Annotated in this window: 19 protein-coding genes; 13 read left to right on the forward strand and 6 right to left on the reverse strand. The window is 66.9% G+C overall.

Annotated features, from left to right (window positions below):
• Window positions 1-25: 25 nt before the first annotated feature.
• On the reverse strand, window positions 26-3,346 hold the full coding sequence (gene fabD / locus AB8808_RS11745) for an ACP S-malonyltransferase (RefSeq protein ID WP_369929563.1): 3,321 nt from the start codon (window positions 3,344-3,346) through the stop codon (window positions 26-28).
• A gap of 138 nt (window positions 3,347-3,484) precedes the next feature.
• Entirely contained in the window at window positions 3,485-3,694 is a 210-nt protein-coding gene (locus tag AB8808_RS11750) for an MbtH family protein (protein ID WP_369929565.1), read from the reverse strand.
• Window positions 3,695-4,631: 937 nt separating this feature from the next.
• On the opposite strand from AB8808_RS11750, the gene AB8808_RS11755 reads away from it, so the two are divergent.
• From AB8808_RS11755 to AB8808_RS11800, 10 genes are all read left to right on the forward strand, one after another.
• Window positions 4,632-5,576, forward strand: coding sequence for an IS110 family RNA-guided transposase (locus AB8808_RS11755; protein WP_369929567.1), 945 nt, complete (start codon window positions 4,632-4,634; stop codon window positions 5,574-5,576).
• Window positions 5,577-6,448: 872 nt separating this feature from the next.
• Window positions 6,449-8,638, forward strand: a complete 2,190-nt coding sequence (locus AB8808_RS11760) for a polysaccharide biosynthesis tyrosine autokinase (RefSeq protein WP_369929569.1) — start codon at window positions 6,449-6,451, stop codon at window positions 8,636-8,638.
• Window positions 8,639-8,648: 10 nt separating this feature from the next.
• Window positions 8,649-9,878 (forward strand): colanic acid biosynthesis pyruvyl transferase WcaK, encoded by a 1,230-nt coding sequence (gene wcaK / locus AB8808_RS11765; RefSeq protein ID WP_369929571.1) that lies wholly within the window; start codon window positions 8,649-8,651, stop codon window positions 9,876-9,878.
• Between the two features lie 2 nt (window positions 9,879-9,880).
• Window positions 9,881-11,131, forward strand: coding sequence for a glycosyltransferase (locus AB8808_RS11770; protein WP_369929572.1), 1,251 nt, complete (start codon window positions 9,881-9,883; stop codon window positions 11,129-11,131).
• Window positions 11,128-12,552 (forward strand): MOP flippase family protein, encoded by a 1,425-nt coding sequence (locus AB8808_RS11775; RefSeq protein WP_369929574.1) that lies wholly within the window; start codon window positions 11,128-11,130, stop codon window positions 12,550-12,552. Before AB8808_RS11770 ends, AB8808_RS11775 begins: the two co-directional genes overlap by 4 nt.
• Window positions 12,549-13,433 (forward strand): glycosyltransferase family 2 protein, encoded by an 885-nt coding sequence (locus AB8808_RS11780; protein ID WP_369929576.1) that lies wholly within the window; start codon window positions 12,549-12,551, stop codon window positions 13,431-13,433. The genes AB8808_RS11775 and AB8808_RS11780 overlap by 4 nt, the downstream gene beginning before the upstream one ends.
• A 4-nt stretch (window positions 13,434-13,437) precedes the next feature.
• A complete protein-coding gene (locus AB8808_RS11785; protein ID WP_369929577.1) occupies window positions 13,438-14,670 on the forward strand; it encodes an O-antigen ligase family protein in 1,233 nt (410 codons plus the stop codon).
• A complete protein-coding gene (locus AB8808_RS11790) occupies window positions 14,663-15,172 on the forward strand; it encodes a serine O-acetyltransferase (protein WP_369929579.1) in 510 nt (169 codons plus the stop codon). Before AB8808_RS11785 ends, AB8808_RS11790 begins: the two co-directional genes overlap by 8 nt.
• Entirely contained in the window at window positions 15,169-15,990 is an 822-nt protein-coding gene (locus AB8808_RS11795; protein ID WP_369929581.1) for a glycosyltransferase family 2 protein, read from the forward strand. The genes AB8808_RS11790 and AB8808_RS11795 overlap by 4 nt, the downstream gene beginning before the upstream one ends.
• 13 nt (window positions 15,991-16,003) lie before the next feature.
• Window positions 16,004-17,503: a right-handed parallel beta-helix repeat-containing protein gene (locus tag AB8808_RS11800; RefSeq protein ID WP_369929583.1), complete on the forward strand. Its 1,500-nt coding sequence runs from the start codon at window positions 16,004-16,006 to the stop codon at window positions 17,501-17,503.
• A gap of 4 nt (window positions 17,504-17,507) precedes the next feature.
• Here the strand turns inward: AB8808_RS11800 and galE are convergent, their stop codons facing one another.
• Entirely contained in the window at window positions 17,508-18,488 is a 981-nt protein-coding gene (gene galE / locus AB8808_RS11805) for a UDP-glucose 4-epimerase GalE (RefSeq protein WP_369929585.1), read from the reverse strand.
• A 49-nt stretch (window positions 18,489-18,537) separates the two neighbouring features.
• A complete protein-coding gene (locus tag AB8808_RS11810; protein ID WP_369929587.1) occupies window positions 18,538-19,983 on the reverse strand; it encodes an undecaprenyl-phosphate glucose phosphotransferase in 1,446 nt (481 codons plus the stop codon).
• A 374-nt stretch (window positions 19,984-20,357) separates the two neighbouring features.
• On the opposite strand from AB8808_RS11810, the gene AB8808_RS11815 reads away from it, so the two are divergent.
• Genes AB8808_RS11815 through AB8808_RS11825 form a run of 3 tightly spaced genes read left to right on the forward strand, consistent with a single transcriptional unit; the run spans window position 20,358 to window position 23,177 of the window.
• Window positions 20,358-20,684, forward strand: a complete 327-nt coding sequence (locus AB8808_RS11815; protein ID WP_369929589.1) for a hypothetical protein — start codon at window positions 20,358-20,360, stop codon at window positions 20,682-20,684.
• Window positions 20,681-21,796: a polysaccharide biosynthesis/export family protein gene (locus AB8808_RS11820; protein ID WP_369929591.1), complete on the forward strand. Its 1,116-nt coding sequence runs from the start codon at window positions 20,681-20,683 to the stop codon at window positions 21,794-21,796. The genes AB8808_RS11815 and AB8808_RS11820 overlap by 4 nt, the downstream gene beginning before the upstream one ends.
• Window positions 21,797-21,839: 43 nt before the next feature.
• Complete coding sequence (locus AB8808_RS11825) at window positions 21,840-23,177, forward strand: UDP-glucose dehydrogenase family protein (RefSeq protein ID WP_369929593.1); 1,338 nt, start codon at window positions 21,840-21,842, stop codon at window positions 23,175-23,177.
• A 36-nt stretch (window positions 23,178-23,213) separates the two neighbouring features.
• Here AB8808_RS11825 and AB8808_RS11830 read toward each other — a convergent pair whose 3' ends face one another.
• Together AB8808_RS11830 and AB8808_RS11835 are read right to left on the reverse strand one after the other, a co-directional pair.
• Window positions 23,214-25,439 (reverse strand): YjbH domain-containing protein, encoded by a 2,226-nt coding sequence (locus AB8808_RS11830; protein ID WP_369929594.1) that lies wholly within the window; start codon window positions 25,437-25,439, stop codon window positions 23,214-23,216.
• Window positions 25,439-26,230, reverse strand: a complete 792-nt coding sequence (locus AB8808_RS11835; RefSeq protein ID WP_506193217.1) for a capsule biosynthesis GfcC family protein — start codon at window positions 26,228-26,230, stop codon at window positions 25,439-25,441. Before AB8808_RS11835 ends, AB8808_RS11830 begins: the two co-directional genes overlap by 1 nt.
• Window positions 26,231-26,269: the final 39 nt, after the last annotated feature.

Here is a 26,269-nt window from a genome sequence, read left to right on the forward strand (position 1 = left end):
GTGCCCATGCGATAAGGTGATTCACTCAGCGACGAAGTCGGCTGAAGGTGCGGGTGAGGTGCGCTGCGGCGGCATCCATGATCCGCACGGCGATGTCGTCCACGTGGCGCGCGGTCCACGGTTCCAGCGCGGTACCCGTCACCCACTGGTTGAACGAGCCCAGCGCCGGCCCCGTCTGGATCTGGTAATTCACCCGATCGTCGCCCTTGCCCTCCATGGCGATGCGCGTGCAGTAGGCGAAATACCAGCGGAACACCAGCGCCATCTTGTGCTTGCCGTTGGCCTCCGCCTTGGCGATCTCGTGATCCCGGCCCACGGAACGGAAGTACGCCGAGGTCTCCTGCCAGATCGCCTCGAAGCTCTTGTGGAAGAACGTGGTTTCCAGCTGCTGCCGGGTGCGCTCGGGGATGTCTTCCAGGCTGTCGTGGTGGCGGTACAGCGACAGGAGCTTGTTCGCGCGCGCCGGGAAGAACACCGACTTCTTCAGCACCTGAACCTGTGCGCCGATCTCGAACATGTCGCCCGCAGGCGCGTATTCGGTGTCCTGGATATCCATCGCCTGCAACAGCGCCTTGCCGTCGGCGCTCATGCCCGACTCCACGGTGCACTGGTTGATCGAACCGGTGGCGATGAAGTCGGCGCCGAGCAGGAACGCGGCGGCCGCGGCCTCGGGACCACCGATACCACCGGCCAGGCCCATGCAGATCGGCTCGGCGTAGCCGTGCGCGGCCTGCATCTCGTCGCGCAGGCGCAACAGCGGCGGCAGCATCACGGCCGCGATACCGCCGTCGGTGTGGCCGCCGGAGTCGGCCTCGACGCAGACGTCGTAGCTGACCGGCAACGCCTGCGCCCACTGCGCCTGCTCCGGCGTCACCTGACCCTTGTCCAGCAGACGCTGCACCAGCGCCGGCGGCGGCGGGCTCATGAACGCCCGCGCCACTTCGGGACGCGACACCTTGGCCACGATGCGGTGATCGCTCACCACCGTGCCGTTCGCATCGCGGCGCAAGCCCTGCAGCCGGAACCGGACCAGCGCCGGGGTCATCTGCATGAAGGCCGCCGCCTCCACGTTGCGGATGCCGTAGCGCAGGCAGAGGTCGACCACCGCTTCCTCGTGGGCCGGGTTCTCGTAGTTCGCCAGCAGGTTCATGCCGTACGGCTGCCCGGCGTCCAGTCCCGCCTGGATGCGCACGATATTGGCCTCGATGGTCTGCGGCGACAGGCCACCGGCACCGAAGAAACTGAGGAAACCGGCGCGGCCCATGCGCACCACCAGCTCCGCGGAGGCGACACCGCGGTACATGGCGCCGGTCATATAGGCGTAGCGCACGCCGAAGCGTCGCTGGAACACCTCGCTGCCCAGCGCCGTGGCGTGGATGCGATACGGCGCATCGGGGCCATCGTCGCCGACGCCGCCGGTATCCGCACCATCGGCCGCAGAAGGCATCGCGGGCATCACCAGCGCAGGCTGCACCACGGTGTCCCGCCGTTCGTCGTGGATCGGCGTTTCCTTGGTGCGGATCTCCTGCACCATCTTCGACAGGATGTTCGCGCCCATCTCCTGGAATTCGATGTCGCCCTTGCCCATCACGTAACGGATGGAATCCACCCATTGCACGGGGCTGGCGATCTGGCTGGCCAGCGTCCGGGCGATGGCGGAACCGTCGTACGGCCGGGCCGTGGCGTTGGCGATCACGGTGGCGGTGGGCGCGGCAAAGGTGAACTGGCTCAGGTAATCGGCGAACTCGGCCTCGACCGGCTGCATGTGCCGCGAGTGGAACGGCGCACTGACGTTGAGTGGCACGCAGCGCAGTTTCAGCGTCGCGAACAGCTCCGCCGCGGCGGCCAGTGCTTCGTGATCGCCCGCGATCACCGTCTGCGTCGGCGTGTTGAGGTTGGCGATATCCACGCCGTCCAGCCGATGCTCGTCGAGCACGACGCGGATCTGTCCGGCCGAGGCGCCCAGCACGGCCGCCATGCCACCGCCGCCGGCACGCCCCATCAGCTCGCCACGCTTCTTCACCAGCCTCAGCCCGTCCTCGAACGAAAACACCCCGGCCGCATGCAGCGCGTTGTATTCGCCCAGGCTGTGCCCGGCGAAGAACGCCGGTGACCGACCTGCCTCGCCATCGACCTGCAACGCCTGCTCACGGTAGTAATGCAGCGCGTTCACTACGTACAGCGCCGGTTGCGTGTACTGCGTCTTCGCCAGCAAACCGTCGCGGTCGTTGAGGCACAGGTCCTCGACGGAATAGCCGAGGATCTCGGACGCACGGCGCACCTGTTCCGGATACAACGGGAACAGGTCCTTGCCCATGCCCCTGAACTGCGATCCCTGCCCGGGAAAAATGACCGCTTTCATCGTGTCTGGCTCCGGCATGCTTACGGTTCGGGTGTCGGGCGCCAAGGCATCCAGGCGCGCGAGGTCGCCGCCGAAGGGCGACATCACCGCGTGCACACGGGATGCCGTACCGGCGGGCAACAGGTATTTGAGGAAGGTCGCCATCGTCCCTGCGGGGCCGACGTCGATGTAGCGGTAGTCGTCCCGCGGCGGCAGCGTCGCGAGGGTCTCGGCCAGGCGAATGGGTTCGCGCACCACCGCCCAGAAATGATCCGCCGACGGCGCGTCGACATGGCCACCCAAGGCGCAGCACATCAGCGGAACGTGCCCTTGCCGGTACGGCAGCGTGCGCAGGAAGGCCATGTACGGTTCGCGCGCCGCGTCGATCCAGCGCGAATGAAAGGCGAACCCCACCGGCAGCCGCTGGAACGCCAGGCCGCGGCGACGCAATGCCGTCTCGACCGCATCGCTGTTCCGCGCGGGAAGTGAAAGCACGGAATGCGTGGCGAAGTTGCGCGCGCCAAGCTCGCACAGGGCGAGCACATCCGGCTCCAGGAATCGCGCCGGCTCACCCACCACCGCGATCATGCAGCCCGGCTCCGCGTGCGCTTCCACGACAAGGGCCTGCTCCACCACGGCGAGCAGGGCGTCGTCCGGGTCCAGCCATCCGGACACCGCCGCCGCCGCGAACGAACCCAGGCTTGCACCCAGCACGGCATCCACCCGCAGCCCGCGTTCGAGCAGGCTGGTGGCAAGTGCGTACTCCACCATGAAGATGGCGGCATGGCTGTACAGCAGGCGCCGTAGCGGCACGTCCGCATCAGCACCCTGCGCGAATAGCACCGCCAGCACCGACGCACCGGTCCGTTCGCGGAACAGCCGGTCGGCATGACGCATCGTCGAACGAAAGCAGCGATCGGCCTCGTACAGCTCCCGCCCCATCTCGACGTGCTGGGAGCCCTGGCCGGAAAAAAGAAATACGGTATTCAAGAGCGACGCATCCATCCTTGCACCTGCGCCCACGGACGATTCGTATCGACCCGGAACGCAGCGCAGACCGTGCTGCCAACTCCCCTCCCCCCCCGGGGCACGCGGACGACCCGTGCGGGTCGTCCGAAACACACTATCGATCGGTTCTAGCCGCTAATGCCTCGACTCGACAGCCAGCGACCGCGGACGCATGTCGGTCCACGCTTCACCGATATAGGTAAGGCAGGAGGCCTTCGTTCCTTGTACGCCGACTTTCGTCCAGCCCAACGGCAGTGACTTAGGCGCCGGCCAGATCGAGTGCTGGCCCTCCTGGTTGACCACCACGTCGTACAAGGTTTCTGACGCGTTCGAACTCGTGGACATGCTTGCTCCTGTGCAAACGATGACGTCGTCGCTCTCGATAGTGCGATCGTCGTGTCACAGCGTGGAACGATGATTTGTGTGGCCCCTGATACCCTCGACCAGCACACGCAGCATGCTTGCAGGGTGCCGGTCTGTGTCCCAGATCATTCTTCGAAGAAGACCGTCGGCTTTGCAACCAGCAAGTTCTTGCGATCGGTAAATGCAGGCAGGTACGCCATGAAGATGGCTTCGCGCCGCGCTATCTGCCGGATAACGGCATGAGTCCACCATCACCTCCTGCCGTATTTGCACATAGGCAACCGTAGGAGCCCACGATGTGGGCGAAAAACCAAAAGCGCGTTGACGCCGAATGCTTCGGAGCAAGAGCCGGCGAGTGCCACCCTCGTGGCCACGCCTGCGGCGACCCGTCAATGAAAGCCGCTCCGCGGCCATGTATTGATTGCCCTACGGGCCGGGTCGGGCTTCGAACGGGGGTTTTCGACTCGACTTCCTGTCTCGCGAAAACGGCCGGCCGTCCTGGCCGGCCCCCTTCGGGCCTTTTCCGTTCGAAGCCCTCGCCTGCGGCTACCGGCCACGAGGGTGGCACCCGCCGGCTCTTCCGTACACTGAGGTTGCGTGTGGGAGAGCACACAGCCAGATTTCGCTTCGTTGCTGGGAACGCTCGCTTGCCTGGTGCTCGTGGCATCGGTCGCCTTAGATATGTCGAGGGTTCGCGCACGTGCGTGCGCTTGTGTCTTTTCGATGGGGTAGATTCGAAGTCGAGAGCGGAGTGTGGCAGGCCGATTGTGCGCGGTGCCTTGAGCACGTGTAGGAGCCCGGGCCGCCACACTCCCTTCTTTCCACCAAGCCCGAACAGTTGCCCGAGTTAACGGCTCGAACATCACAAGCGTGGGCCCGTGGAAAGTGCTCTCTATCCCGCCCTAGCTGGAACGAGACGATGACTTTTTACCTCGGTATCGACGTCAGCAGCAAGACGCTTGACGTGGCTTTCTTCCGTGCCGGTGAACAAACCGGCGCCTGTGAGCAGTTCGACAACAGCCCAGCCGGTGCGAAGAAACTGCTTCGCGTCATGGCCAGGCTGGACGTGCAACACGTGGTCCTGGAGGCCACCGGTGGCTACGAGAACCTGATTCTGGATGCCATCGCCCAGATCTATACGGTGACCCGGATTGCCTCGCATCGTGGCACCGCTTTCGTGCGTAGCCTGGGCAAGTTTGCCAAGACCGACAAGGCCGACGCCAGGGCCTTGGCCCACATGGCCCAGACCATCACGCCGCAGCCCTATAAGCCGCCAACGCCGGCGCAACGCCATCTGCGCGGCCTGGTGAAGGGCCGGGATCAGTTGATCCGGCAGCGCGACGACAACCGCCGCCGGATCAAACGGTGCGAGTCGATGGTCGTCCAAGGGGCGCTAGAGCGGGTAGGCGCCCTGCTGACCGCGGAGATCAAGGCACTCGAAGGGCTCATGGCGGAAGCCGCCAAAGCCGCCGATGCGCCGCTTGCTGAGCAACTGCTCCAGGTGCCTGGCCTGGGCAAGATCGCCGTCGCCACGCTGCTGGCCTTCCTGCCGGAGCTGGGCCAACGCGGCAATCGGCAGATCAGCGCGCTGGTCGGCGTCGCGCCGTACACCAAGCAGAGCGGGCGGCGGGACGGCCCCCGCCAGATCATGGCCGGCCGGCCCTTCGTGCGGCGCATCCTTTACATGGCCGCACTCGCCGCCATCCGCAGCACCCAGTCACCTCTGAGAGCCCACTATCAGGCCCTTAAAGCGCGAGGCAAGCCTCCGAAGGTGGCCATCGTGGCCTGCATGCGCAAACTGCTCATCACCCTCAACGCCATGGTCCGCGATCAGACTCAATGGCACGGCACGGTAGAGGCCTGAAAAAGACAGTTGCTCCTACCCCCCAGGTGGCGGATCAGGCGTTGGATATGCCACAACCTGTCCTACCCCTGGGGTAGGAGCCCACGATGTGGGCGAAAAGCCAACAAAGCGGTGACGCCATACCCTGCAACTCTGCGACCGCTCGCGTCACAACCCACCTCAGTGTCGGAAAGAGCCGGCGGGTAGCCCCCTTGGGGCCGGTAGCCGCAGGCGAGGGATTCGAACGGAAGAAGCCCGCAGGGGGCCGGCCAGGACGGCCGGCCGTTTCCGCTGAGACAGGATGTCGAATCGGAAACCTCCGTTCGAAGCCCGACCCAGGCCCGAAGGGCAATAGACAAACGGCCGCGGGTAGGAGCGCACGATGTGCGCGAATCAAAGACACGGCCGCGCTAGCGGCTTTCCTCAGCGGGTCGCCGCAGGCGTGGCACCGAGGGGGCTACCCGCCGGCTCTTGCTCCAAACCCCATGGCTCTTGCTGCGCCGCAAGACCCCGGAACGAATCCGCCAATTCCCACGACCCTCACCCCAACACCCAAAACCATGAATCCAAAAGCGAAATGACCATCCAATGAACGATTCATTAGATATTCGTGCAATAAATTACGCGAATATTTAACAAAAACATAATGCTGTCACGCAACACACCGCCGACAAATCGACGGTTCCTTGACGCATGTCGCAAAACCGACTTCGCTCGCTTTGAGTGCCCATCCTGCGCGACTAAGCTCAAAGCTCATCGGCGCCGATCACACGTGTGACTCGCCCTGACGCGACAAAGCACATGCCATCGACGCACGCGTCGAAGCGGCCTACCGGGTGTGCAACGCAGACGCCCAGGCGTCCCCTTCATGACCCAGGAAAACACGCCGCCGCATGACGACGAAGATTGAGCAGGCACACGAAGACGACACCATCGACCTCAACGCGTTGTTCGGCACGTTGCTGGATCACAAGTGGCTGATCGTCGCGATCACCGGCTGCTTCTTCGTGGCCGGGGTGCTGTATACGGTGCTGGCCACGCCCATCTACCAGGCGACCGCCGTGGTGCAGGTCGAACAGAAGACGCCCAGCCTGCCGGGCCTGAGCGACCTGTCGCAGTCGCTGGGAACCAGTGCGTCGCAGGCGGTGACCGAGATCGCCCTGATCACCTCGCGACTGGTGGTGGGACAGACCGTGGACGACATGCGCCTGAACGTGCAGGTGCAACCGCGGCGCATGCCGCTGATCGGCACTTACCTCTCTCGCGGACACAAGCCCGGCCAGCCCGGCAAGCCTCGCTTCGGTCTCAGCCGCTACGGCTGGGGCGGCGAACTGGTGGATATCTTCCGCCTGACCTTGCCCGATCCGGGCATGAGCGCGACCTTCGAGTTGCGCGCCGAAGCCGGCGGTCGCTTCAGCCTGTACGACGACGACGGCAACCGCGTGGCCCAGGGTGCGGTGGGACAGCCGGTGACCGGCAAGGGCGTTACGTTGCAGATCCGCCAGCTGGTGGCCAACCCCGGCACCCGCTTCGACGTGGTGGTGCAGCCGCCGCTGACGACCACGACGAAACTGCAGTCCGACATCGTCGCGCTGGAACAGGGCAACGACTCCGGGATCATCGGGCTGACCTACAACAACGCCGATCCCGACCTCGCGCGACAGGTGCTCGAGCACGTCACGCGCGCCTACGTGCGGCAGAACGTCGAGCGAAATTCCGCGGAAGCCGCCAGCCAGCTGCAGTTCGTCAAGGACCAGCTGCCCAAGGTGCGCCAGGACCTGGACAAGGCGCAGGCGGCGATGAACGCGTTCCAGATGAAGTCCCACTCCGTGGACCTGAGCATGCAGACCAAGGGGTTGCTGGACCAGATCGTGTCCGTGGAGAACAACCTCCAGCAACTTCACCTGCAGGAAGCCGATATCGAACGGCGCTTCACCCACGATCATCCCGCCTACAAGGCGCTGCAACAGCAGATGGGCCAGTTGCAGGCGCAGAAGGCGCGGATGCAGAAGGAAGTGGGCGACTTGCCGGACACACAGCAGGAGCTGCTCAAGCTGAATCGTGACACGCAGGTCAGCGGCAACACCTACACCAGCCTGCTCAACCAGGCACAGCAGCTGGACATCGCACGTGCCGGCACGGTGGGCAACGTGCGCATCGTGGACAGCGCCGCGGTGGACCCCAACGTGCCGGTGCAGCCGCGCAAGGCGCTGGTGGTGATCGTCGTCACCTTCCTCGGCGGGTTCCTCGCGCTGGCTTTCGTGTTCCTGCGGCAGATACTGAACCGCGGTATCGAGGATCCCGCACTGATCGAGGACCTGGGCCTGCCCGTCTACGCCTCCGTGCCGCTGAGCCCCGGCCAGGGCGCGCGCCTGTTGGGTCGCGGCCGCTCACACCCCGCGCACGGCCCGCTGCTGGCCATCGCCGACCCCGCCGACCTGGCCGTCGAATCGATCCGCAGCCTGCGTACCAGCCTGCATTTCGCCCGGCTGGAGGCGAAGAACAATATCCTGATGATCACCGGCTCCAGCCCCTTCGCCGGCAAGACCTTCGTCTCGGCCAATCTTGCCGCGGTGATCGCGCAAGCCGGGCAGCGCGTACTGCTGGTCGACGGCGACATGCGCCGTGGCACGCTGCACCAGCTGCTCGGCGTGCGCACCGGCCGCGGCCTGTCGGACCTGCTGGTCGGGAGCGCCGCGCTGGCCGACGTCATACAGCCGGGCCCGACCGAGAACGTGCACTTCATCAGTCGCGGGCAGGTGCCGCCCAACCCGTCCGAACTGCTGATGCATGCGCATTTCACGCAGTTCATCGCCAGTGTCGTCCCGGCCTACGACCTGATCATCATCGACACGCCGCCGATCCTCGCGGTAACCGACGCGGCGGTGATCGGCCACCACGCCGGCACCAGCCTGCTGGTGGCCCGCTTCGGCCTGAACAAGCAACGCGAACTGGCGCTGGCCAAGCAACGTTTCGAGCAGAACGGCGTGGAACTCAAGGGCGCCATCTTCAATGCCGTGGAGCGGCGCACGGCGGGCTACTCCGCCTATGCCTACTACAAGTACCAGGCCGATCCCGCATGAAGGCGTTCCCATGTCGCGCATCCTGATCGTCGGCAACCACACCTGCGGCAACCGCGGCGATGCCGCGATCCTGCGCGGGCTGCTGGAATGCCTGGCCACCGCGTTGCCGGGCTGCGAGGTGGATGTCACCAGCCGCTTCCCGACCAGCTCCGCCTACCTGCTCGGACGCCCGCTGTTGCCCGACGGGCTGGATGCCTATTACCGCGAAGCGGCCAGCCAACGCTTCGGCCGGTTTCGCCCGCAACTGCTGCGTCGCCTCGTGCCGCGCCTGTTGCACGCGCATCTCACGGGACTGTGGTGGGCGCGCTGGTTACCGTTGCCGCAACGCCATCGCGACACCATCGCGTGGATGGCCGGCTACGACCTGGTGATCCAGGTGGGCGGATCGTTCTTCGTCGACCTGTACGGTCCCACCCAGTACGACCAGTCGATCTGCGCGCTGCTCGCCGGGCGGCCGGTGTACATGATCGGCCACAGCGTAGGGCCGTTCCGGCAACCCTTCTTCAGGCGCATATCCCGGGACGTCATGGCCCGGGTCCAGGCCCTGGCCCTGCGCGAGGAAGTGAGCGCACGCTACATGGCCGAGGACGGCATCCCGCAGGACACGCTGCGCTGGACATCCGACACCGCGTGGCTGGTGGACCCGGGTACGCCCGTGGCGGTCGCCGATCCGCCCACCGTCGCGGTGACCTTCCGCGAACTGGCCCCGTTCGACAAGCGGCTGGGCGTGACCCAGGCGCAGTACGAAGAAGCGTTCGCCATCCTGCTGGACGCGGTGATCGAGGCGGGCTACCGCGTGGCGGCGTATTCCACGTGCACGGCGATCGACGGTTATCCCAAGGACGACCGAATGGTGGCCCTGCGCGTCGGTGCGCGCATGCGCCACGCCGAGGCCTACCACGTGGAGATGAACGAGCTGACCGACGTAGACCTGGGCCGTTGCCTGGGTGCATGCGTGCTGACCATCGGCACGCGTCTGCACAGCGCCATCCTCTCGATGAACTTCGGCACGCCGTCGGTGGCGCTCAACTACGAACACAAGTCCGAGGGCATCATGAAGCGCCTGGGCGTGGACGAACTGGCGGTGCCGGTCACCGCCCTGCTCGATGGCAGCCTGCGCAGCCAGGTGCTGGCTCTGTTGCGGGACGACACATTGCGCGCCCGCGTGGCCGTGGCGGTGGCGCGAGAGAAGACCTTCGCACGCGAATCCGTGCTGGCCACCCTGGGGATCGGAGCCTGAGCATGCCGGTGCTGTTCGTCCTCGCCGAGTTTCCGCGCTATTCGGAAACCTTCGTCATCGACCAGATCGTCGGCCTGCTGGACCGCGGGTTCGACGTGCGCATCCTCGCCATCAGCCGGGGGCCGGCACCCGTGCCCGGCGACATCGTCGATACCCGCGGCCTGATGGCGCGGGCCACCTTCGTCTTCGATCACCCGGCCAGCGCGTCGGCCTCCTGGCAGGTGCTGCTGCGGCGGCTGCGCCGCGTGCTGCCCGGCCTGCCCAGCGCCCACGTACGGCGGGCACTGTCCGTGCGCCGCTTCGGCCACGCGGCGAAGAGCCTGGTGCTGGCCGGTGCGGTACGCCGCCTGCCTACGCCTCTGCGGGCGCGGGCGATCGTCGCCCACTTCGGCCCGACTGGCGTGCTGGCCACGCACCTGCGCACGCTCGGTCTGATCGAAGGGCCGCTGTACACCGTCTTCCACGGCTTCGATCTGTCGCAGCACAGCGTGCTGGCGCGGCATGCTGCCGACTATCGCCACCTGTTCGCGCATGGCGAACGGATGCTGCCGATCAGCCAACGCTGGCGCGGCAAGCTGGAAGCCCTGGGTTGCGCGGCCGAAAAGATCCAGGTGCATCGGATGGGCGTGGACCTGGAGGGCTTCCGTTACGCACCGACGACGACGAACGGCGCGCCGGACCCCGGACGCGAATTGCGCGTGCTGTGCGTGGCGCGCCTGGTCGAAAAGAAGGGCGTGCGCTACCTCTGCGAGGCCGTGGCCCGACTGGTGCGCCGCGGTGTTCCCCTGCGCCTGGACGTGATCGGCGACGGCCCGCTGCACACGACACTCCGGCGTTTCGTCGACGAGCAAGGCATGCAGGATGCCATCCATATCCTCGGCCGTCGCGACACGACCTATGTGCAGGAGGCCCTGCGTGGTGCCGATGTGTTCGCGCTGCCCAGCGTCACCGCGGCCGACGGCGACCAGGAAGGTATACCCGTGTCGCTGATGGAGGCCATGGCCAGCGGCGTGCCCTGTCTTTCGACGGTGCACAGCGGCATCCCCGAATTGATTGAGGATGGCCGTTCCGGCTGGCTGGTGCCCGAGCGCGACGTCGATGCGCTGGCGGACGTGCTGGCGCGTATCCAGGCGGGCGACTTCGACCTGGCGGCCATCGCGCGCGAGGCTCGGCACACCGTGGAGACGCACTTCGACCAGCGCCGGCTGCACGACAGCCTTGCCGCGCAGTTGCACGCGCAGGCGGCCCCGTGACCTCGGCACGACGCGATGCGCTGTGGACGGCCGGGTCCACCGTGGTCAGCGCGGCCAGCCAACTGCTGCAGATCGCGGTGCTCGCGCATCACGTCGACGCGCACATGCTGGGCGCGCTGGCCATCGTCAACGTGGTCAACGCCATCGCCACGCTGCTGCAGGACATGGGCCTGAGCAGTTACCTGATCCACCGGCAGGACATCAGCCGCCCGCAACGCACCTCGTTGTTCATCATCAGCGTGGGCCTGGGCCTGGCGTCGGCGGCGACGCTGTTCGCGATCTCGTACGCGGTGGCCTATTTCTACCGGTCCGACCTGCTGGGCGACCTGCTGCGCCTGTCCACGGTGAACTTCATCCTGCTGGGCGTGGCGGCACAGTACCAGGCCAGCCTGATCAAGGCGTTCCGCCTGCCCCGCCTGGCCCGCATCGAAGTGATCGGCCGGCTGTGCGGGCTGGCCACGCTGCTGGTGCTGGTGCTGGTGTTCCACGCCTCCATCGAGGCCGCCGTGTACGCGATGATCGTCAACAGCCTGGTGCGCCTGGCCTGCTTCCTCACCGTGTCCGAGCGCGACTGGCATCCGGGCCGCGCCTTCGATCGCGGCATCATGCGCGAGGCGCTTCGCTACGGGGCCTTCCAGCTCGGTTCGCAGGTGATCAACCAGCTGCGCAGCCAGGCCGACCAGATCATCCTGGGCAAATTCCTCGGGCTGTCGTCGCTGGGCGTTTACTCGCTGGCCAAGGAACTGGTGCTGCAACCGACCAAGCTGATCATGCCCGTGGCCGGACGCCTTGCCCTGCCGAGGCTGGCCACGGTGCAGGACGATCCCGAAGCGCTGCGTCGCCTGTTCCTCGTCGGGCTGCGTGGCGTGGCGATCTTCAGCGCCGTGGTCTTCATCATGCTGGCGGTGTTCGCGCCGCCGGCCGTCTCGATCCTTTACGGCCATCGCTACGACGGCGTCGCGCGCCTGGTCCCGCTGATGCTGCTGTTCGGCATGCTGCGGCCGCTGGGCTCGCTGATCGGCGCGCTCAGCCAGAGCCGCGGCCGCTCTGACATCGAGTTCGGCTGGAACGTGCGGATTTGCGGGATCACGCTGGCCGTGAGCGTGGCGGGCGCGGCCTCCCGTTCGCTGGAAGTCATGGCGATCGCCCTCGCCCTCAGCCAGGTGCTGTCCACGGTGCTTTCGTATTACTTCTTCTCCTCGAAACTCATCCGGACCACGGCGCGAGAGTTCTTCGACGCCTGGGTCACGGCCAGCTTCGTGCCCTATGCCTGCCTGATGCTGGCCGTCGCGGTGTACCCGGGCGACGGCTGGACGGCCAGCGCCGTGCGGTTCGCCTTCGCCGCGCCGGCGCTGGCGTGGGTGATCTGGCGCAGCCGCCATATCCTGATCCATCGACAGCTCCAGGCGGTACGCGCATGACCGACACCCTGCCGCTGGTGAGCGTGTACATCCCCACGCGCAATCGCTCGGCGCTGCTGCGGCGCGCGGTGGATTCGGTGCTGGCGCAGAGCTACCCGCGGATCGAGATCCTGATCTGCGACGAAGCCTCCACCGACGACACCGCCGAGGTGGTGGCCGCGTATGCGCAGCGCCACCCGGGGCGCTTCACCTACCTGCGCAACGACACGCCGCAGGGTGCCTGCCGCGCCCGCAACCGCTGCATCGAGCACGCCGCCGGCACCTATGTGACCGGACTGGACGACGACGACCTGTTCCACCCGCAGCGCATCGCCTGCCTGGTCGAGCTCTATCGCCGGCACGACGTGTCGTTCGTGTGTAGCCGGTTCCGCTATTTCCAGGAGGAGGCGCAGATCGCCGCGCTGCGCGGCCGGCCTTACGGCGTGGCCGAGCTTCACGCGACCGAGCGCCTGGCCCTGCCCGCGCTGCTCTACGCCAACCTGGCCGGCAACCAGGTGCTGACGGAACTGTCGCGGATGCGCGAGCTGAGCGGTTTCGACGAGGCCATGCCGTCCTGGCAGGACTACGACATGTGGATACGCCTGGCCGACCGCTTCGGCCCGGCCCTGCGCACGCGGGCCGTGCTCTCCTTCGTGGACGACGACCGCTCGCGGGCGCGCATCCGCAACTCCAGCAAGCGCGCCGAAGGCAGCGAGCGCTTCCTGGCCAAGCATGCCCGGCTGATGAGCGCCGACCAGAAGCGCAACCATCGCAACATCCAGTTCGTCATCGGCGGCCAGCGCGCACCGCTGCGCGAGATCGTGCGCAACCTGTCGCTGGGCGGCTACAAGTCCACGCTGAAGGTGTTGCTGCACAAGTTCTTCGGCCGGGCGATCGGCTGAGCGCATGGCCATCGCGATCCACAAGACCCGGGGTGCCGCCATCGTGCTGATGGCCATGCTGTTCGTGCAGGTGCCGCTCGGCCACAGCACCAGCAGCAAGTCGCACGTGAATGTCTACCACCTGCTGCTCCTGCTGATGCCGGTGCTCTACCTTCCCGCCGCGCGTTACCTGAAACTCAACCCGGCCACGGCCTTCATCGTCACCATGGCGGCCACCGCGCTGGCCGCCGGGGCCACCTACGGCGGCGGCCTGCGCTCCACGCTGATCGTGTTCGTGGCGGCGGCGTATTTCCTCGGCGTGGTCTTCGGCCGCAAGCTGCAGGACGTGGAACTGCGCCGGATCTTCACCTGGATGCTGGGCTGCTGCCTCGCCTTCGTCATCCTGCGCGACCTGGTCTACGCGGGCAGCCTGGGCGCGGTCTACGCGCGCACCGAAGGCGCGTCCAGCATCCTGTACATGTCCACCGGCGGCCGCAATATCGAAGCCAGCCTGCTGGCCCTGCTTTCGCTGTTGCTGCTGGGCACCCGCGCCTACCCGATCGCCGCCGGCATCGCCTTGCTGACCAGCGGAATGATGCTGTCGCGCGCCGGGCTGGTCGGCACCGCGGTGTCGATCGGCATCGCCTGTTTCCAGGCACGCAAGTCGCGCCACTATTACTTCTTCACGTTTTTCGGCGTGGCCATGGCCGTGCTGCTGGTCGGGCTGGTGCTTTCATCGGTGATCGACATCCCGGTGCTGGACCGCTTCAACCTCCAGGCCGAGACCCAGCTGGAACACAAGAATGTCGGGCGCCTGGCCCTTTGGAACAGCGCGGGCACCGCCCTGGAGCACAACCTGCTCGGCTACGGCGTGGGCAACGGCGTGCCGGTGATGGAGCAACTGTCCGGGCTGACCTTCGTGGAAAACAACGTCCACAACATCTACCTGCAGTTCCTGCTCGAAGGTGGCGTGCAGTCGTTGTTGCTGTTCCTGGCCATGGGCGCGCAGATCCTGCTCACCCGTACCGAGGGCCCGCAGCGCAACATCAAGTTCTTCCTGCTGTGCTACCTCATGCTGGCCTGCATCGAATTCAGCGGCTACGAGGCCTATTTCTGGTTCTTCGTGGGCATGTTCTACGCGCGTGCCGACCTGCGGCGCGCCGCGCAACGCACGGAAGCGAAACGGCGCCTGCAGGCGCGCGTCCAACGTCCAGACCGATCGCCCGCCGAACCTTCCATGGACCCTTCCCATGCTTGACGCTTTCCGCGCCGACGTCCGCCGGCTCCGCTCGTTGCCCGGCTATCGCAGCCTGGCCTGGTGGATGCTGGACCAGTCGTTCTGGGTGATCCTGACCTACCGGCTGCTGGCCGGCGCGCGCGGCACGGTGCTGCATGCACCGCTGCGCGTGCTGGAGAAACTGGCCGAGTTCGTCTTCAAGTGCTACCTGCCGACCACCGCCACCATCGGTCCGGGGCTGGTGATCTACCACGCCTTCGGCATCATCGTGAACGGCAAGACCACCATCGGCGCCAACTGCACCCTCTACGCGCGGGTATGCATCGGCAACCGTTTTCCCGGCGACGGCGCGCCCGTGATCGGCGACAACGTGACCATCGGCACCGGGGCCTGCATCTTCGGCCCGGTGGTCATCCCCGACCATTTCGTGGTGAAGGCCAACGCGGTCATCACCCCGTCGTCGATGCGCGAAAGCGCCCCGGCTCCCGTTTCCACCCCGCCCCACGCTGGAGCACCGTCATGAGCGAGGCCGATGTGCGCCTGTCGATCGTCATCATCACCTGGAACGAGAAGGACAACCTGCAACGCTGCCTGCTCTCGCTGATGGACAAGCTGGACTTCGAGCGCGACGAGGTGATCGTCGTGGACAACGGCTCACGTGACGGCAGCGCCGAATTCGTCGCGACGCTGCCGCAGGTGCGCTATTTCCCGCTGGACAGCAACTACGGCGTGGGCCCCGCCCGCAACCGCGGCCTGTTCCTGGCCCGCGGCCGGTATTGCATGACGCTGGACAACGACACCATCTTCCTGACCGCCGATCCCGGCAGCATCGTCGACGAGTTCTTCCAGACCCATCCCGACGCGGGCGTGGTGGGATTCGAGCTGCTCAACGTCGATCGCACGCGCCAGGATTCCACCCGCCGGTTTCCCCGCTTCTTCCAGCCCATCGCCGCCCGCATTCCGGCCACGCGCAAGCTCGGCTTCGTCCAGCGCGAACTGGATCGCCACCTGATGGTGGATACCGCGTTCGACGATGCCGACGACCCGCTCGAGGTGGACTACGTGCTGGGCGCCAACCAGACCTTCACCAAGAAGGTGGCCGCCCTGTTGATGGGCTACGACGACCGGATCTTCTTCGGCCCGGAGGATGCGGAGTTCTGCGTGCGTACGCGCAAGCTGGGCCTGCGCAACTACTACTGCCGGCGCATTTCCGTCGTGCACGACTACAAACGGCGCACGCGCAAGTTCTCGCGCCTCGCTCTGAAGCACCTGGCCGGCTTCGCCTACATGCTGCGGAAGCACGGCGGGGTCTATCGCTATACGCTCGACGAGCGGCGCTGAGGCGGGCATGGCCATGGACCGTCGCACCTTCCTCCGCGGCTCGGCCTGGCTGGCCGGCGCCTGCGCCCTCCTGCCACTGCCGCCGCTGCGCGCGGCCACCGAGGGTCGCGTGTTCCATATCGATGGAATCGATGGCGAGGACGGCCGGGACGGCTCCACCCCCGCACAGGCCTGGCGCAGCCTGCAACGGCTGAACCAGGCTCGTTTCGGGCCCGGCGACCGCATCCTGTTCCGTCGTGGCGGCGACTACCCCGGCGCCTTCCTGCCGAAAGGCTCCGGCCGCGCGGGCGCACCGGTCACCGTGGATGCCTATGGCGACGGCGCCCTGCCTCATCTGCACGCCGACGGCGACAGCCCCTCCACGGTGCGGCTGCAGAACGTCGAATACTGGGAGCTACGCCATCTGGAGATATCCAATACCGGAGCGCGGCCCGCACCACGACGCACCGCCGTACACCTGTTCCATCAGGATGCGGGTGTCGTGCACGGCATCGTGCTGGAAGACCTGTACCTGCGTGACGTCAACGGCAGCCTGGTCAAGAAGGACGGCGGCGGCAGCGCCATCCTCGTGCAGGCGCTGGGCAAGCAGACCCCCACCCGGTACCAGAACCTCACCATCGCCGACAACCGCATCGAGCGGTGTGGCCGCGACGGCATCCTGTTCCTCGGCGCGGGCAGCCGCCGATCCGGCCTTGCCACCGGCGTGGTGGTCAGGGGCAACCGCCTTGCCGGCGTGCCCGGCGACGCCATCCTGGTCAAGGGCTGCACCGGCGCGATCGTGGAGCGCAACACGGTCAGCCAGTGCGGCGCCCTGCCACGCGGTGAAGCCGCCGCTGGCATCTGGCCGTTCGACTGCGACGACACGCTGATCCAGTACAACGAGGTGAGCGACCACCGCGCCCATGCCGACGGCCAGGCGTACGACGCGGATTTCAACTGCCGCGGCACGGTCATCCAGTACAACTACAGCCACGACAACGTCGGCGGCATGGCGCTGGTATGCAACGACGGGCGCAACGCCTCGGCGGTGGGCAACACGGGCACCGTCGTGCGCTTCAACGTCAGCATCAACGACGCACTGCGCGCCACGGACAGTGCTTCGCTGCGCATCTCCGGCCCCGTGGCCGGCAGCCGGATCTACAACAACATCATCATCATCCCGGACAAGCCCGTCGCCGACGCGGAAGTCACCGTGTTCAAGGCCACGCGCTGGCAAGGTGTGCCCGACGACACCGCCATCCACGACAACATCATCGTGGCCGCGCGATCGCCGGGCATGGACATGGCCCTGGCCACCCAGACTCGGCTGGGCGACAACGCCGTATACACCGATACGCCGCAGGACGCCGCGCCCGGGCGGATGCGTGCGGCCGCGGGTGACGCCGCGCTGCTGGCGCGATTCCGCCGCTACCGCCCCACGCTGGACCAGGTGAACACGCTAGTTCGCGAGTGCTTCGTCGATGGCAAGCCGGTGTCCGATGCGCTGGCGCGGATCGGTCGGCTGGCAGCATAGGGCGCTACCCGAACGCCGGCTCGCGATGCCAGCGCCACGCGCTGGCCAGGATATCGTCCAGGCGCACCACTCGCGGCTCCCAGCCCAGTTCCGCGCGAGCCAGCGCACTGGAGGCGACCAGCGTGGCCGGATCGCCGGCACGCCGTGGAGCGATGGTGTGCGGCACCGCCTTTCCCGTCACGCGTTCGGCGGCGGCGATCACCTCGCGCACGCTGAAGCCCTCGCCGTTACCGAGGTTGAAGCGGTGCGCGCCGGGCTGCCCGGCCAGGTATTCGATGGCCAGCAGGTGCGCCGAGGCCAGGTCGTTCACGTGCACGTAGTCGCGCACGCAGGTGCCGTCGCGGGTGGCGTAGTCGTCGCCGAACACGTTCAACGCCGCGCCCTGCCCCAGCACCGCCTTCAGCACGTTGGGGATCAGGTGGGTTTCCGGCTCGTGCGCCTCGCCGATCGTGCCTTGCGGATCGGCGCCGGCCGCATTGAAGTAGCGCAAGGCGACCGAACGCAGACCATAGGCCTTCGCCGCGTCCGCCAGCACGTGCTCGATCATCAGCTTGCTCTGCCCGTACGGATTGATCGGCGCGGTGGGGTGCGACTCGTCGATGCGTTCGGCCTGCGGATGCCCGAACACGGCAGCGGTGGAGGAAAACACCAGCCGGTCCACATCCGCATCGCGCATGGCGCCCAGCAGCACCAGCGTGTTGGCCACGTTGTTCCGGTAGTAGGCATAGGGTTCACCGACGGATTCACCCACCAGCGACTTGGCGCAGAAGTGGATGACCGCGTCGAAGCGCTGGGTGGCGAACACGCGCGCCAGACGCGCGGCATCGCCGATGTCGCCATGGACGAAGGTCACCTCGCGCGGCACCGCCTGGCGGTGACCCGTGGAAAGATCGTCGTAGACGACCGCCTCGTGGCCCTGTCCGGTGAGGTAGCGCACCATGTGCGAGCCGACATAGCCCGCCCCGCCGCAGATCAGGAGCTTCACGCGATCGTTCCGGCTGGTTCGAGCGGCAAGCGGCACGAACGCGGCGGGATCAACGCGATTCCTCCACGGCGGGCGTAACGGTCGATAATGCGGGCGTTCCCGGTGCCGAGGACGCGGGAGGAGCCTCGCTGTGCACGAAGCCCTTGAACAGGGTAAGGAAAATGATGCGCAGGTCGAAGCCCAGCGACCAGTGGTTGATGTAGTACAGGTCGTGCTGGATACGTTTGACCAGGTCGGTGTCGCCGCGCCAGCCGTTGATCTGCGCCCAGCCGGTAATGCCCGCCTTGACCATGTGCTTGTGCATGTAGCCGGCGATCTCGCCCTTGAACTTCTCCACGAACATCGGCCGCTCGGGGCGCGGCCCCACGATGGACATGTCGCCGCGCAGCACGTTGAGGAACTGCGGCAGCTCGTCGAGGCTGGTCTGCCGGATGAAGCGACCGAAGCGCGTTACCGTTTTGTTCTGCGCTCCGCCCCATTGCACGGCCTTGTTCTTCTCCATGTCCACGGGCATGGAGCGGAACTTCATCATCTCGAATTCCTTGCCGTCCAGGCCGACGCGGCGCTGGCGGTAGAGGACGGGACCGGGGCTGGACAGCTTCACCCCCACGGCCAGCGCGAGCATCAGTGGCGCGATCATCAGGAGGATGGTGCCGGCGATGACGCGATCCTCGATGTCCTTCAACAGCCATGCGTTGCCTAGCAGCGGGCTTTCCCGCAACGTGACCAGCGGCACGCCGGCCACGTCTTCCATGCGGTGGTTGATCAGCTGGCGGCCGAGCATGTCGGGCACGAATTTCACCGTCATGACGTGTTGTTCCATGCGGTCCAGCACGTAATTGATGGCGCGGTTGGCGCCCACCGGCAACGCTACCAGCACCTGGTCCCAGTCGCGGCAGGCCAGCACCTCGTCCAGTTCCAGCAGTGAGCCGGCCATCGGGATGTCTGCCGGCACGCCGTTGTCGTAGCTGGTGCGCACGTACGCGGTGATCTTCATCCCCAGCGCGGGATTGGCTTCGACCTGCTCGATCATATGGATGCCCGAGTCGGTCGCGCCGATCAGCAGGCAGCGGCTGATACCCACGCCGCGCTCGTGCAGGCGGGTCGTGGCGCGGTACGCGACCAGGCGCACCAGTGCCATGAAAGCGAGTCCGAGCACGAACGCCAGCGATACCCAGCCACGCGAATACAGCTCGCTGACCTTCAACAGATAGCCCATCGCAAGCAGCACGGCGAACGCCATCGACCACGATGCTGCAATGCGCCAATACTGGCCGATGGGGCGTTGCCCGATGGGCTGCTCGTAGACACGGAACACGGCGGATGCCGTCAGCGTGGACAACAGGAGGATGACGAGGGCCACCGAATACAGGCTGGTCATCGCCAGCGTGCCGAAGCGCAGGTAGTACGCGAGGAAACTGGCCGACACGGCGCAGACAGGATCGCTCACGCGGAGCTCGAGATCCACTAACGCGTTGAATTTGGACAGTTGCATGACAGGTACCCTATTTCGACGCGATGATCGCCGTTTCATCGGCGTGCCCAGGTACGTGCCCCCCGTAGGATCGCTTTGCCCCTCCAGGGACACGTAGCGGCCCAACACGTGACGGTCGGCCCACGACATTCCCGTGGGGCCGCCAACTCAACACTTCGCAGTGTGCGTGTAACGATGACCCCATGCTGCACCGCCAGAATTTTGACGGCAATGCAAGATCATGCGATTTGCGGGTCGTGTCACAAAAAGAATTTTCGATAACGCACGTTCAGCCGATTGCCTTGCACTTCCTTGCGAGTTGGCAGTGAATAACCCTGCCTTCGCGATGCATGCATGCGTGCATGCATCGCTTCACATCACCGGAGATGACGACCATGAGACGTCTGCTGTTTGCCAGCGCGATACTTGCCGTCGCGATTCCTGTCTGGGCCCAGAGCCAACGTACCGACCGACCGCCGGCCAATCCACCGGACGCACGGCCCGCCGACGCCACGCCACCGCGTGTCGCGCGTCCCGACGAAGCACGCGAAGCGTCGCGCGGCGCGATCGCCCCGGCGCGCGTCGGGCCAGGCACCGCCGCCATGGGCGCCGTCAGCGGTGCTGCCGCGAACAACACCAGCGGCACCGGCAACGACGGCACGGGCGGTACCGGTGGCACCGGGGGTACCGGCGGCTCGGGTGGCACGGGCGGCACGCGTTGAGGCTGCTGCTTGCGCTGGGTGCCGCGGGATGCTGCCTGTTGCTCAACGGCTGCATCCTCGCGCCCGGCCAGCGCATGAAAACGGGCGAACTGAACGACAAACAGAGCGCCACGGGTAGCCGCTACCAGCTGGTGCCCATCACGCCCAAACTGATCGCGATGGATCGCGCCACGGCCATCGCGCCCGCCATCGACCCTACACTCACGTCCTACCAGCCCGATGCCTATCGCATCGGGCCCGGCGATTCGCTCTACATCACGGTGTGGGAGCACCCCGAACTCACTTCCCCGGCGGGCTCGCAGCAGCAGACCGGTGCCAACGGGCGCATGGTGCGCCCGGACGGCACGCTGTTCTACCCGTACGTCGGCTTGCTGAAAGCCTCCGGGCTGACCGTCGAGGAACTGCGTCAGGCGATCACCGATCGCCTGACGAAATACGTGGAGAAACCGCAGGTCGATATCAGCATCATCGCCTACGCCAGCCAGCGCGTGACGCTCGGTGGCGCGTTCGTGCGCACCGACCCGCAGAACATCACCGTGACGCCGCTGACCCTCACCCAGGCGGTGGGCAGCGCCGGCGTCAACGCCGAGCTGGCCGACCTATCCGACGTGGTGCTCCGCCGCGACGACCACGAATACCATATCGACCTGGACGCGCTGTCGCGCTCGCGCGACGGCGGCAAGCAGGTGTACCTGAAGGGCGGCGACAGCATCTACCTGCCCTATAACGACCGCCACGAGGCCTACGTGATCGGCGAGGTGCTGCGGCCCCAGGCCATCTCGTTCAAGACCAGCGACCTCACGCTCACGCAGGCGCTGGGCCGGTCGGGCGGACTCAACCAGAGCAGCGCCAACGGACGATCGGTATACGTCATCCGCGGCGTGGAAGACATGGAAAAGGCTCCCGCGACCATCTACCAGCTGGACAACACCTCGCCCGCGGCGTTCGCCGTGGCGGCGCAGTTTTCGGTCAAGCCGGGCGACGTCATCTTCGTCGGGCCGGCCGGCATCACCCGCTGGAACCGCTTCATCAGCCAGCTGCTTCCGCTGTCCGGCCTGATCAACAACGCCGCGACCGCGCAATACAACCTGGGCCGGGCCAGCCAGCTCTGACGGTGCCCGATCCGCTCCATCCAGACGTCTAAAGGCAACATCGATGAAGGTCACAATATTCGGCACGGGCTACGTGGGACTGGTTACGGGCGCCTGCCTTGCCGAGATGGGCAACCACGTGGTGTGCGTGGACGTGGACCAGGCCAAGGTGGAAGGACTCAGGCAAGGCATCGTGCCCATCTACGAGCCGGGCCTGGCACCTATCGTCACGCGCAACTACGCCTCCGGGCAACTGGACTTCACCACCGATCCGGCGCCGGCCGTGGCCCACGGTGAACTGATCTTCATCGCGGTAGGCACGCCGCCGGACGAAGACGGCAGCGCGGACATGAAATACGTGCTCAGCGTGGCACGCACCATCGGCGAGCATATCGACGACTACGCCGTCGTCGTGAACAAGTCCACCGTGCCGGTGGGCACCGCCGACCGCGTCCGCGCGACCATCGCGGATGCACTGGCGGCGCGTGGCGCGGCGATCGACTTCGACGTGGTCTCCAACCCGGAGTTCCTCAAGGAAGGCGACGCCGTGGAGGATTGCCTGCGGCCGGACCGCATCGTGGTCGGCTCGTCCAGCGAGCGCGCGGTGGCCCGCCTGCGCAAGTTGTACGCCCCGTTCAACCGCAACCACGACCGCATGGTGGTGATGGACGAGCGCTCCGCCGAACTGACCAAATACGCCGCCAACGCCATGCTGGCGACGAAGATCAGTTTCATGAACGAGATCGCCAACATCGCCGAGCGTGTGGGTGCCGATGTGGAGCTGGTCCGCCAGGGCATCGGCGCGGACCCGCGCATCGGCTATCACTTCATCTACCCCGGCGCCGGCTACGGCGGATCGTGCTTCCCCAAGGACGTGCAGGCGCTGGAACGCATCGCCCGCGGCCATGGCTACGACGCGCGGCTGCTGGCCATGGTGGAGGCGGTGAACGCGGCGCAGAAACACCGCGTTTTCGAGCACCTGCTGCGCCACTTCGACGGCGACATCGCCGGCAAGACGATCGCCCTGTGGGGCCTGTCCTTCAAACCGAACACGGACGACATGCGCGAGGCACCCAGCCGTCGCCTGATGGAATCGCTGTGGGAGGCTGGCGCCCGCGTGCGTGCCTTCGATCCGGAAGCCCGCGACGAGACCACGCGCATCTACGGCCAGCGCGACGACCTGGTGCTGTGCCAGGGTGCTTACGACGCCCTGGAAGGCGCCGACGTGCTGGTGTTGCTGACCGAATGGAAAGCCTTCCGCAGCCCGGATTTCAACCGCGTGAAGGCCATGCTGAAAACGCCGGCGATCTTCGACGGTCGCAACCTCTACGATCCCGCCACCGTCGAGGAAGCCGGTATCGCCTACTACGGCATCGGGCGGGGTCGCTCGCTGCAACGTTGAACCCGGCGGGCCGGCGCCGTCGCGCGCCGGCCCGCCCTACTCCGCGATCCTGCCGAGATTCTTGTCGAACAGGTCGCTGTCCAGGTCGTTGGTCAACGTGTAGAGCGTGTAACGCTTGTTCAGGCGCGCGCCACCGTCGCGCTGCAGGGGCTGCCACAGCAAGGTGGCGCGGTTGCGCGACGAGCGTGGCAGCAGCAGGTCGAAGGGAATGGACACGTAGATGCCCTTGTCGAAGCTACCCTCACCGTAGCCGGCGCTGCCCGACTGGTTGGTGATGGTGGCAAACGCGCCCATGCGGGCCCCGTTGGCGAACTGCCGTGACACGTCCACCGTGGTACCCCAGTCCCCCGCCAGGTAGCGCCCGACGCTCACCGCCACGGTGACATTGTGGTAGCCGGTATCGAGGTAACCCGTGGCCTGGCCCGTGATCACGTGATATTTGCGGAACGACAGGTCCTGCCGGAAGCCTCGCGACTTCACCCAGTTCAGGTCCGCGCCGATCGCCCAGTGCTGGCCGAACGGCCGATACAGCACTTCTCCACCGGCGCCGCCATACATGCTTTCCAGCATGCCGGCATACGCCAGTCCGTAGATATCCTGGCCCAGCTTGCGCGTGCCGGTCAGTTGCAGGTTCGGCACCGTGACATCGGAGCTGGTGAGATAACGGCGGACGTCGGTGCGCACGCGCGGCAGGTTGCTCGGCGCGTCGTAGCGGAAGGTATCGTAGTTGTTGGCGAGGTTGACCGAGAGCACGCCGTCGACCCACAGGTGACGCGTCACGTTGAACCTGCCCGACGCCGCGGCGTACACCTGGTAAAGCACGAAAGCGTCGGGGCCGCCCAGGTTCTGCTGGTAACCGAGCGACGTGCCGCCGGTGAAGCGTCGCAGCGGCGCGCGGTACAGCACCTCTTCGTCGCGCGCCGTCACCGGGTCCTGTTCCACGCTGCGACGGAAGTCGGGCAGGTCCAGCCGGTGATCGAGCAGTTCGAGGAAACGGGGCCGGTGCACGCTGGTGTCCACGGTGGCCAGCCCGCTGCGCTCGGCGGATACGGTGACCCAGTCGATCGTGCCGTCCACCCGGTTGTCGACGATCCGCGTCGCGCGTCCCACGCCTTCCGCCGCGTAGAAGAAGCGATCCTGCTGCCCGTGGATGACCAGCTCGGAGCCGCGCCGGCCGATGCTGCGCACATCGATCCCGGCGTTGTTGCCCAGCGCGTTGGCCATCTCCGCCCAGTCCACCTGCGCGGGCGCGCGGCGCGCGGGCTCGGGCGCACCGGCGTCTGCGGCCTTGTCGTCCGGCAGCGCGGCCGGCGTCTCCGAAGAGGCGCGCACGGGGGCGCTCGTGTACGCCACGGCCTCCGGCTTCGGGTCGGACAGCTTCGGCGGATCCACATGCGTGGCCAGGTTGCTGTGCAGGTTGATCGCGGCGGTGCCCACGTGGCCGCGCTCGTAACCCAGCGTGAGGTCCACGTTGCCGTTCAGGCGGAACACGGCGCCCAGGTTGACCGGCCAACGCTGCGGCTGGTTGTTGTTCTGCGGCTGGTGCTTGTAGTCGTTGCCGTCGAGCTCGGCCTTGAGCACCAGCCAGCGCCACGGTGACCGATACTCCACGCCGCCGAAGAACCCCGGGCGGCCGCGCAGGAACTTGTTGATGCTGAGCGCGCCCGTCGCACCCGTGCCGCTGTTGGGGCGGGTGTCGAACTTGTCGCTGATGAAATCCAGCGGGTTGGCGATGTCGCCGCGGTTGCCGATATAGCCCCAGGCGAGGCCCAGGCTGAAGTCGAACGGCCCCGCGCGCTTGCTGGCCACGATATATTCGCTGGAAAACAGCCCCGTACCGCCGATATCCCGGGCACCCACGGCCACCGCGGGCAGCCAGCGGCTCTCTTCGCGCAGGCGCACCTTGGCGTCGATCGACTTGTCCTTGTAGGTCTGGCTGCCACTCAGGTACGTCGGCCCATACGGCCGGTTGCTGACGTTGGTGTAGCGAAACGAGCCCTCAAGCCATGGCAGCGGTTGCAGGGAGACGTTGTAGTTCGTGTAGGGCGTGGTGCGACTGAGCACGAAACTGAACTCGCCTTCCTGTGCCATCCGTGCGGTCGGCGACTGCATCAGGCCGACACCGCCGAAGTCGCTCTGCGTGTAGACCTCCTGCGCGCCCGCCGCCGAGGCGACGCCCGCCAGCACGCCCAGCCGCAAGGCGCGACCACCGTACGACGCGATGCGGCGGAGACCGCGGCGGGAAGCGGCTGCCAGGCGCACTACGGGTGGTCCCCGTCGTCCGGCCACTGCGTGGCGAGGAACGCCGCCACCTCGCGATCGAACGCGTCGTCCGCCGCGCCAGCGATCGCCTTGCGGTCGAAGGGCACGTAGATCCATGCGCCCGGCGCCAGCGGACGCGGCGCGTCACGATTCCACAGGGCGATGTTCTGCGCGAACACCGCGCCGTCGGGCTGCACCACGAAGATCGTGTCCGGGTCCGCGGCGGGCGATACCGCGCACGCCCGCAGGTAGGCCCTGGCATCCTGCAACGCCACCTGTGGCAACCGGCACGGCGCATCGACGGCGCCCACCACACGGATGTCCGACGGGCGCCGCGGATAGACCAGCCGGTCGCCGTCGTGCACCGGCAGGTTGTCTTCCGGGGTGACTTCCAGCCGCGCGGCATCCAGCGATACCGGCGCGCGCCGGCCGGTGACCGGCAACGCCGCAAGCCAGGCCTGGAACGCCGCGACGCGTATCGACAGGATGTCCTCGCCCCGCGCCATGGCCTGACGGCGAATCGCGCCCAGCTCGTAGACCAGGCCGGCCTGCAGACGCACCTGCTCGCGGCGCAGGCCCGGCTGCAACCAGGCGGCGCCCAGCAGGTAGGCGTCCGGCGCGATATCCGCCGCCAGGGCCACGTCGGCCAGCCGCGCATCGGCCGGATAGACGGCCGAACCCGCATGCCCCACGGCGCCGTCGACGGTGACCCGTATCGCCTGCACACGCGACTGCTGCGCTTGCGCCCGTGCCGACCCGAAAGCAAAGGCGACCACGGCAGCGACGGCCAACCCCCACCGCGCGACGAGAGACGGACCGGACAAAATGAC

The organism is Xanthomonas sp. NCPPB 2632, assembly GCF_041228075.2.
Lineage (GTDB): Bacteria > Pseudomonadota > Gammaproteobacteria > Xanthomonadales > Rhodanobacteraceae > Luteibacter.

Coding starts and splice junctions, on each gene's coding strand:
- AB8808_RS11825 (WP_369929593.1), top strand. CDS start 21,840: ATGAAGGTCACAATATTCGGCACGGGCTACGTGGGACTGGTTACGGGC.
- AB8808_RS11755 (WP_369929567.1), top strand. CDS start 4,632: ATGACTTTTTACCTCGGTATCGACGTCAGCAGCAAGACGCTTGACGTG.
- AB8808_RS11780 (WP_369929576.1), top strand. CDS start 12,549: ATGACCGACACCCTGCCGCTGGTGAGCGTGTACATCCCCACGCGCAAT.
- AB8808_RS11815 (WP_369929589.1), top strand. CDS start 20,358: ATGAGACGTCTGCTGTTTGCCAGCGCGATACTTGCCGTCGCGATTCCT.
- wcaK (WP_369929571.1), top strand. CDS start 8,649: ATGTCGCGCATCCTGATCGTCGGCAACCACACCTGCGGCAACCGCGGC.
- AB8808_RS11790 (WP_369929579.1), top strand. CDS start 14,663: ATGCTTGACGCTTTCCGCGCCGACGTCCGCCGGCTCCGCTCGTTGCCC.
- AB8808_RS11760 (WP_369929569.1), top strand. CDS start 6,449: ATGACGACGAAGATTGAGCAGGCACACGAAGACGACACCATCGACCTC.
- AB8808_RS11770 (WP_369929572.1), top strand. CDS start 9,881: ATGCCGGTGCTGTTCGTCCTCGCCGAGTTTCCGCGCTATTCGGAAACC.
- fabD (WP_369929563.1), bottom strand. CDS start 3,346: ATGGATGCGTCGCTCTTGAATACCGTATTTCTTTTTTCCGGCCAGGGC.
- AB8808_RS11750 (WP_369929565.1), bottom strand. CDS start 3,694: ATGTCCACGAGTTCGAACGCGTCAGAAACCTTGTACGACGTGGTGGTC.
- AB8808_RS11800 (WP_369929583.1), top strand. CDS start 16,004: ATGGACCGTCGCACCTTCCTCCGCGGCTCGGCCTGGCTGGCCGGCGCC.
- AB8808_RS11795 (WP_369929581.1), top strand. CDS start 15,169: ATGAGCGAGGCCGATGTGCGCCTGTCGATCGTCATCATCACCTGGAAC.
- AB8808_RS11810 (WP_369929587.1), bottom strand. CDS start 19,983: ATGCAACTGTCCAAATTCAACGCGTTAGTGGATCTCGAGCTCCGCGTG.
- AB8808_RS11785 (WP_369929577.1), top strand. CDS start 13,438: ATGGCCATCGCGATCCACAAGACCCGGGGTGCCGCCATCGTGCTGATG.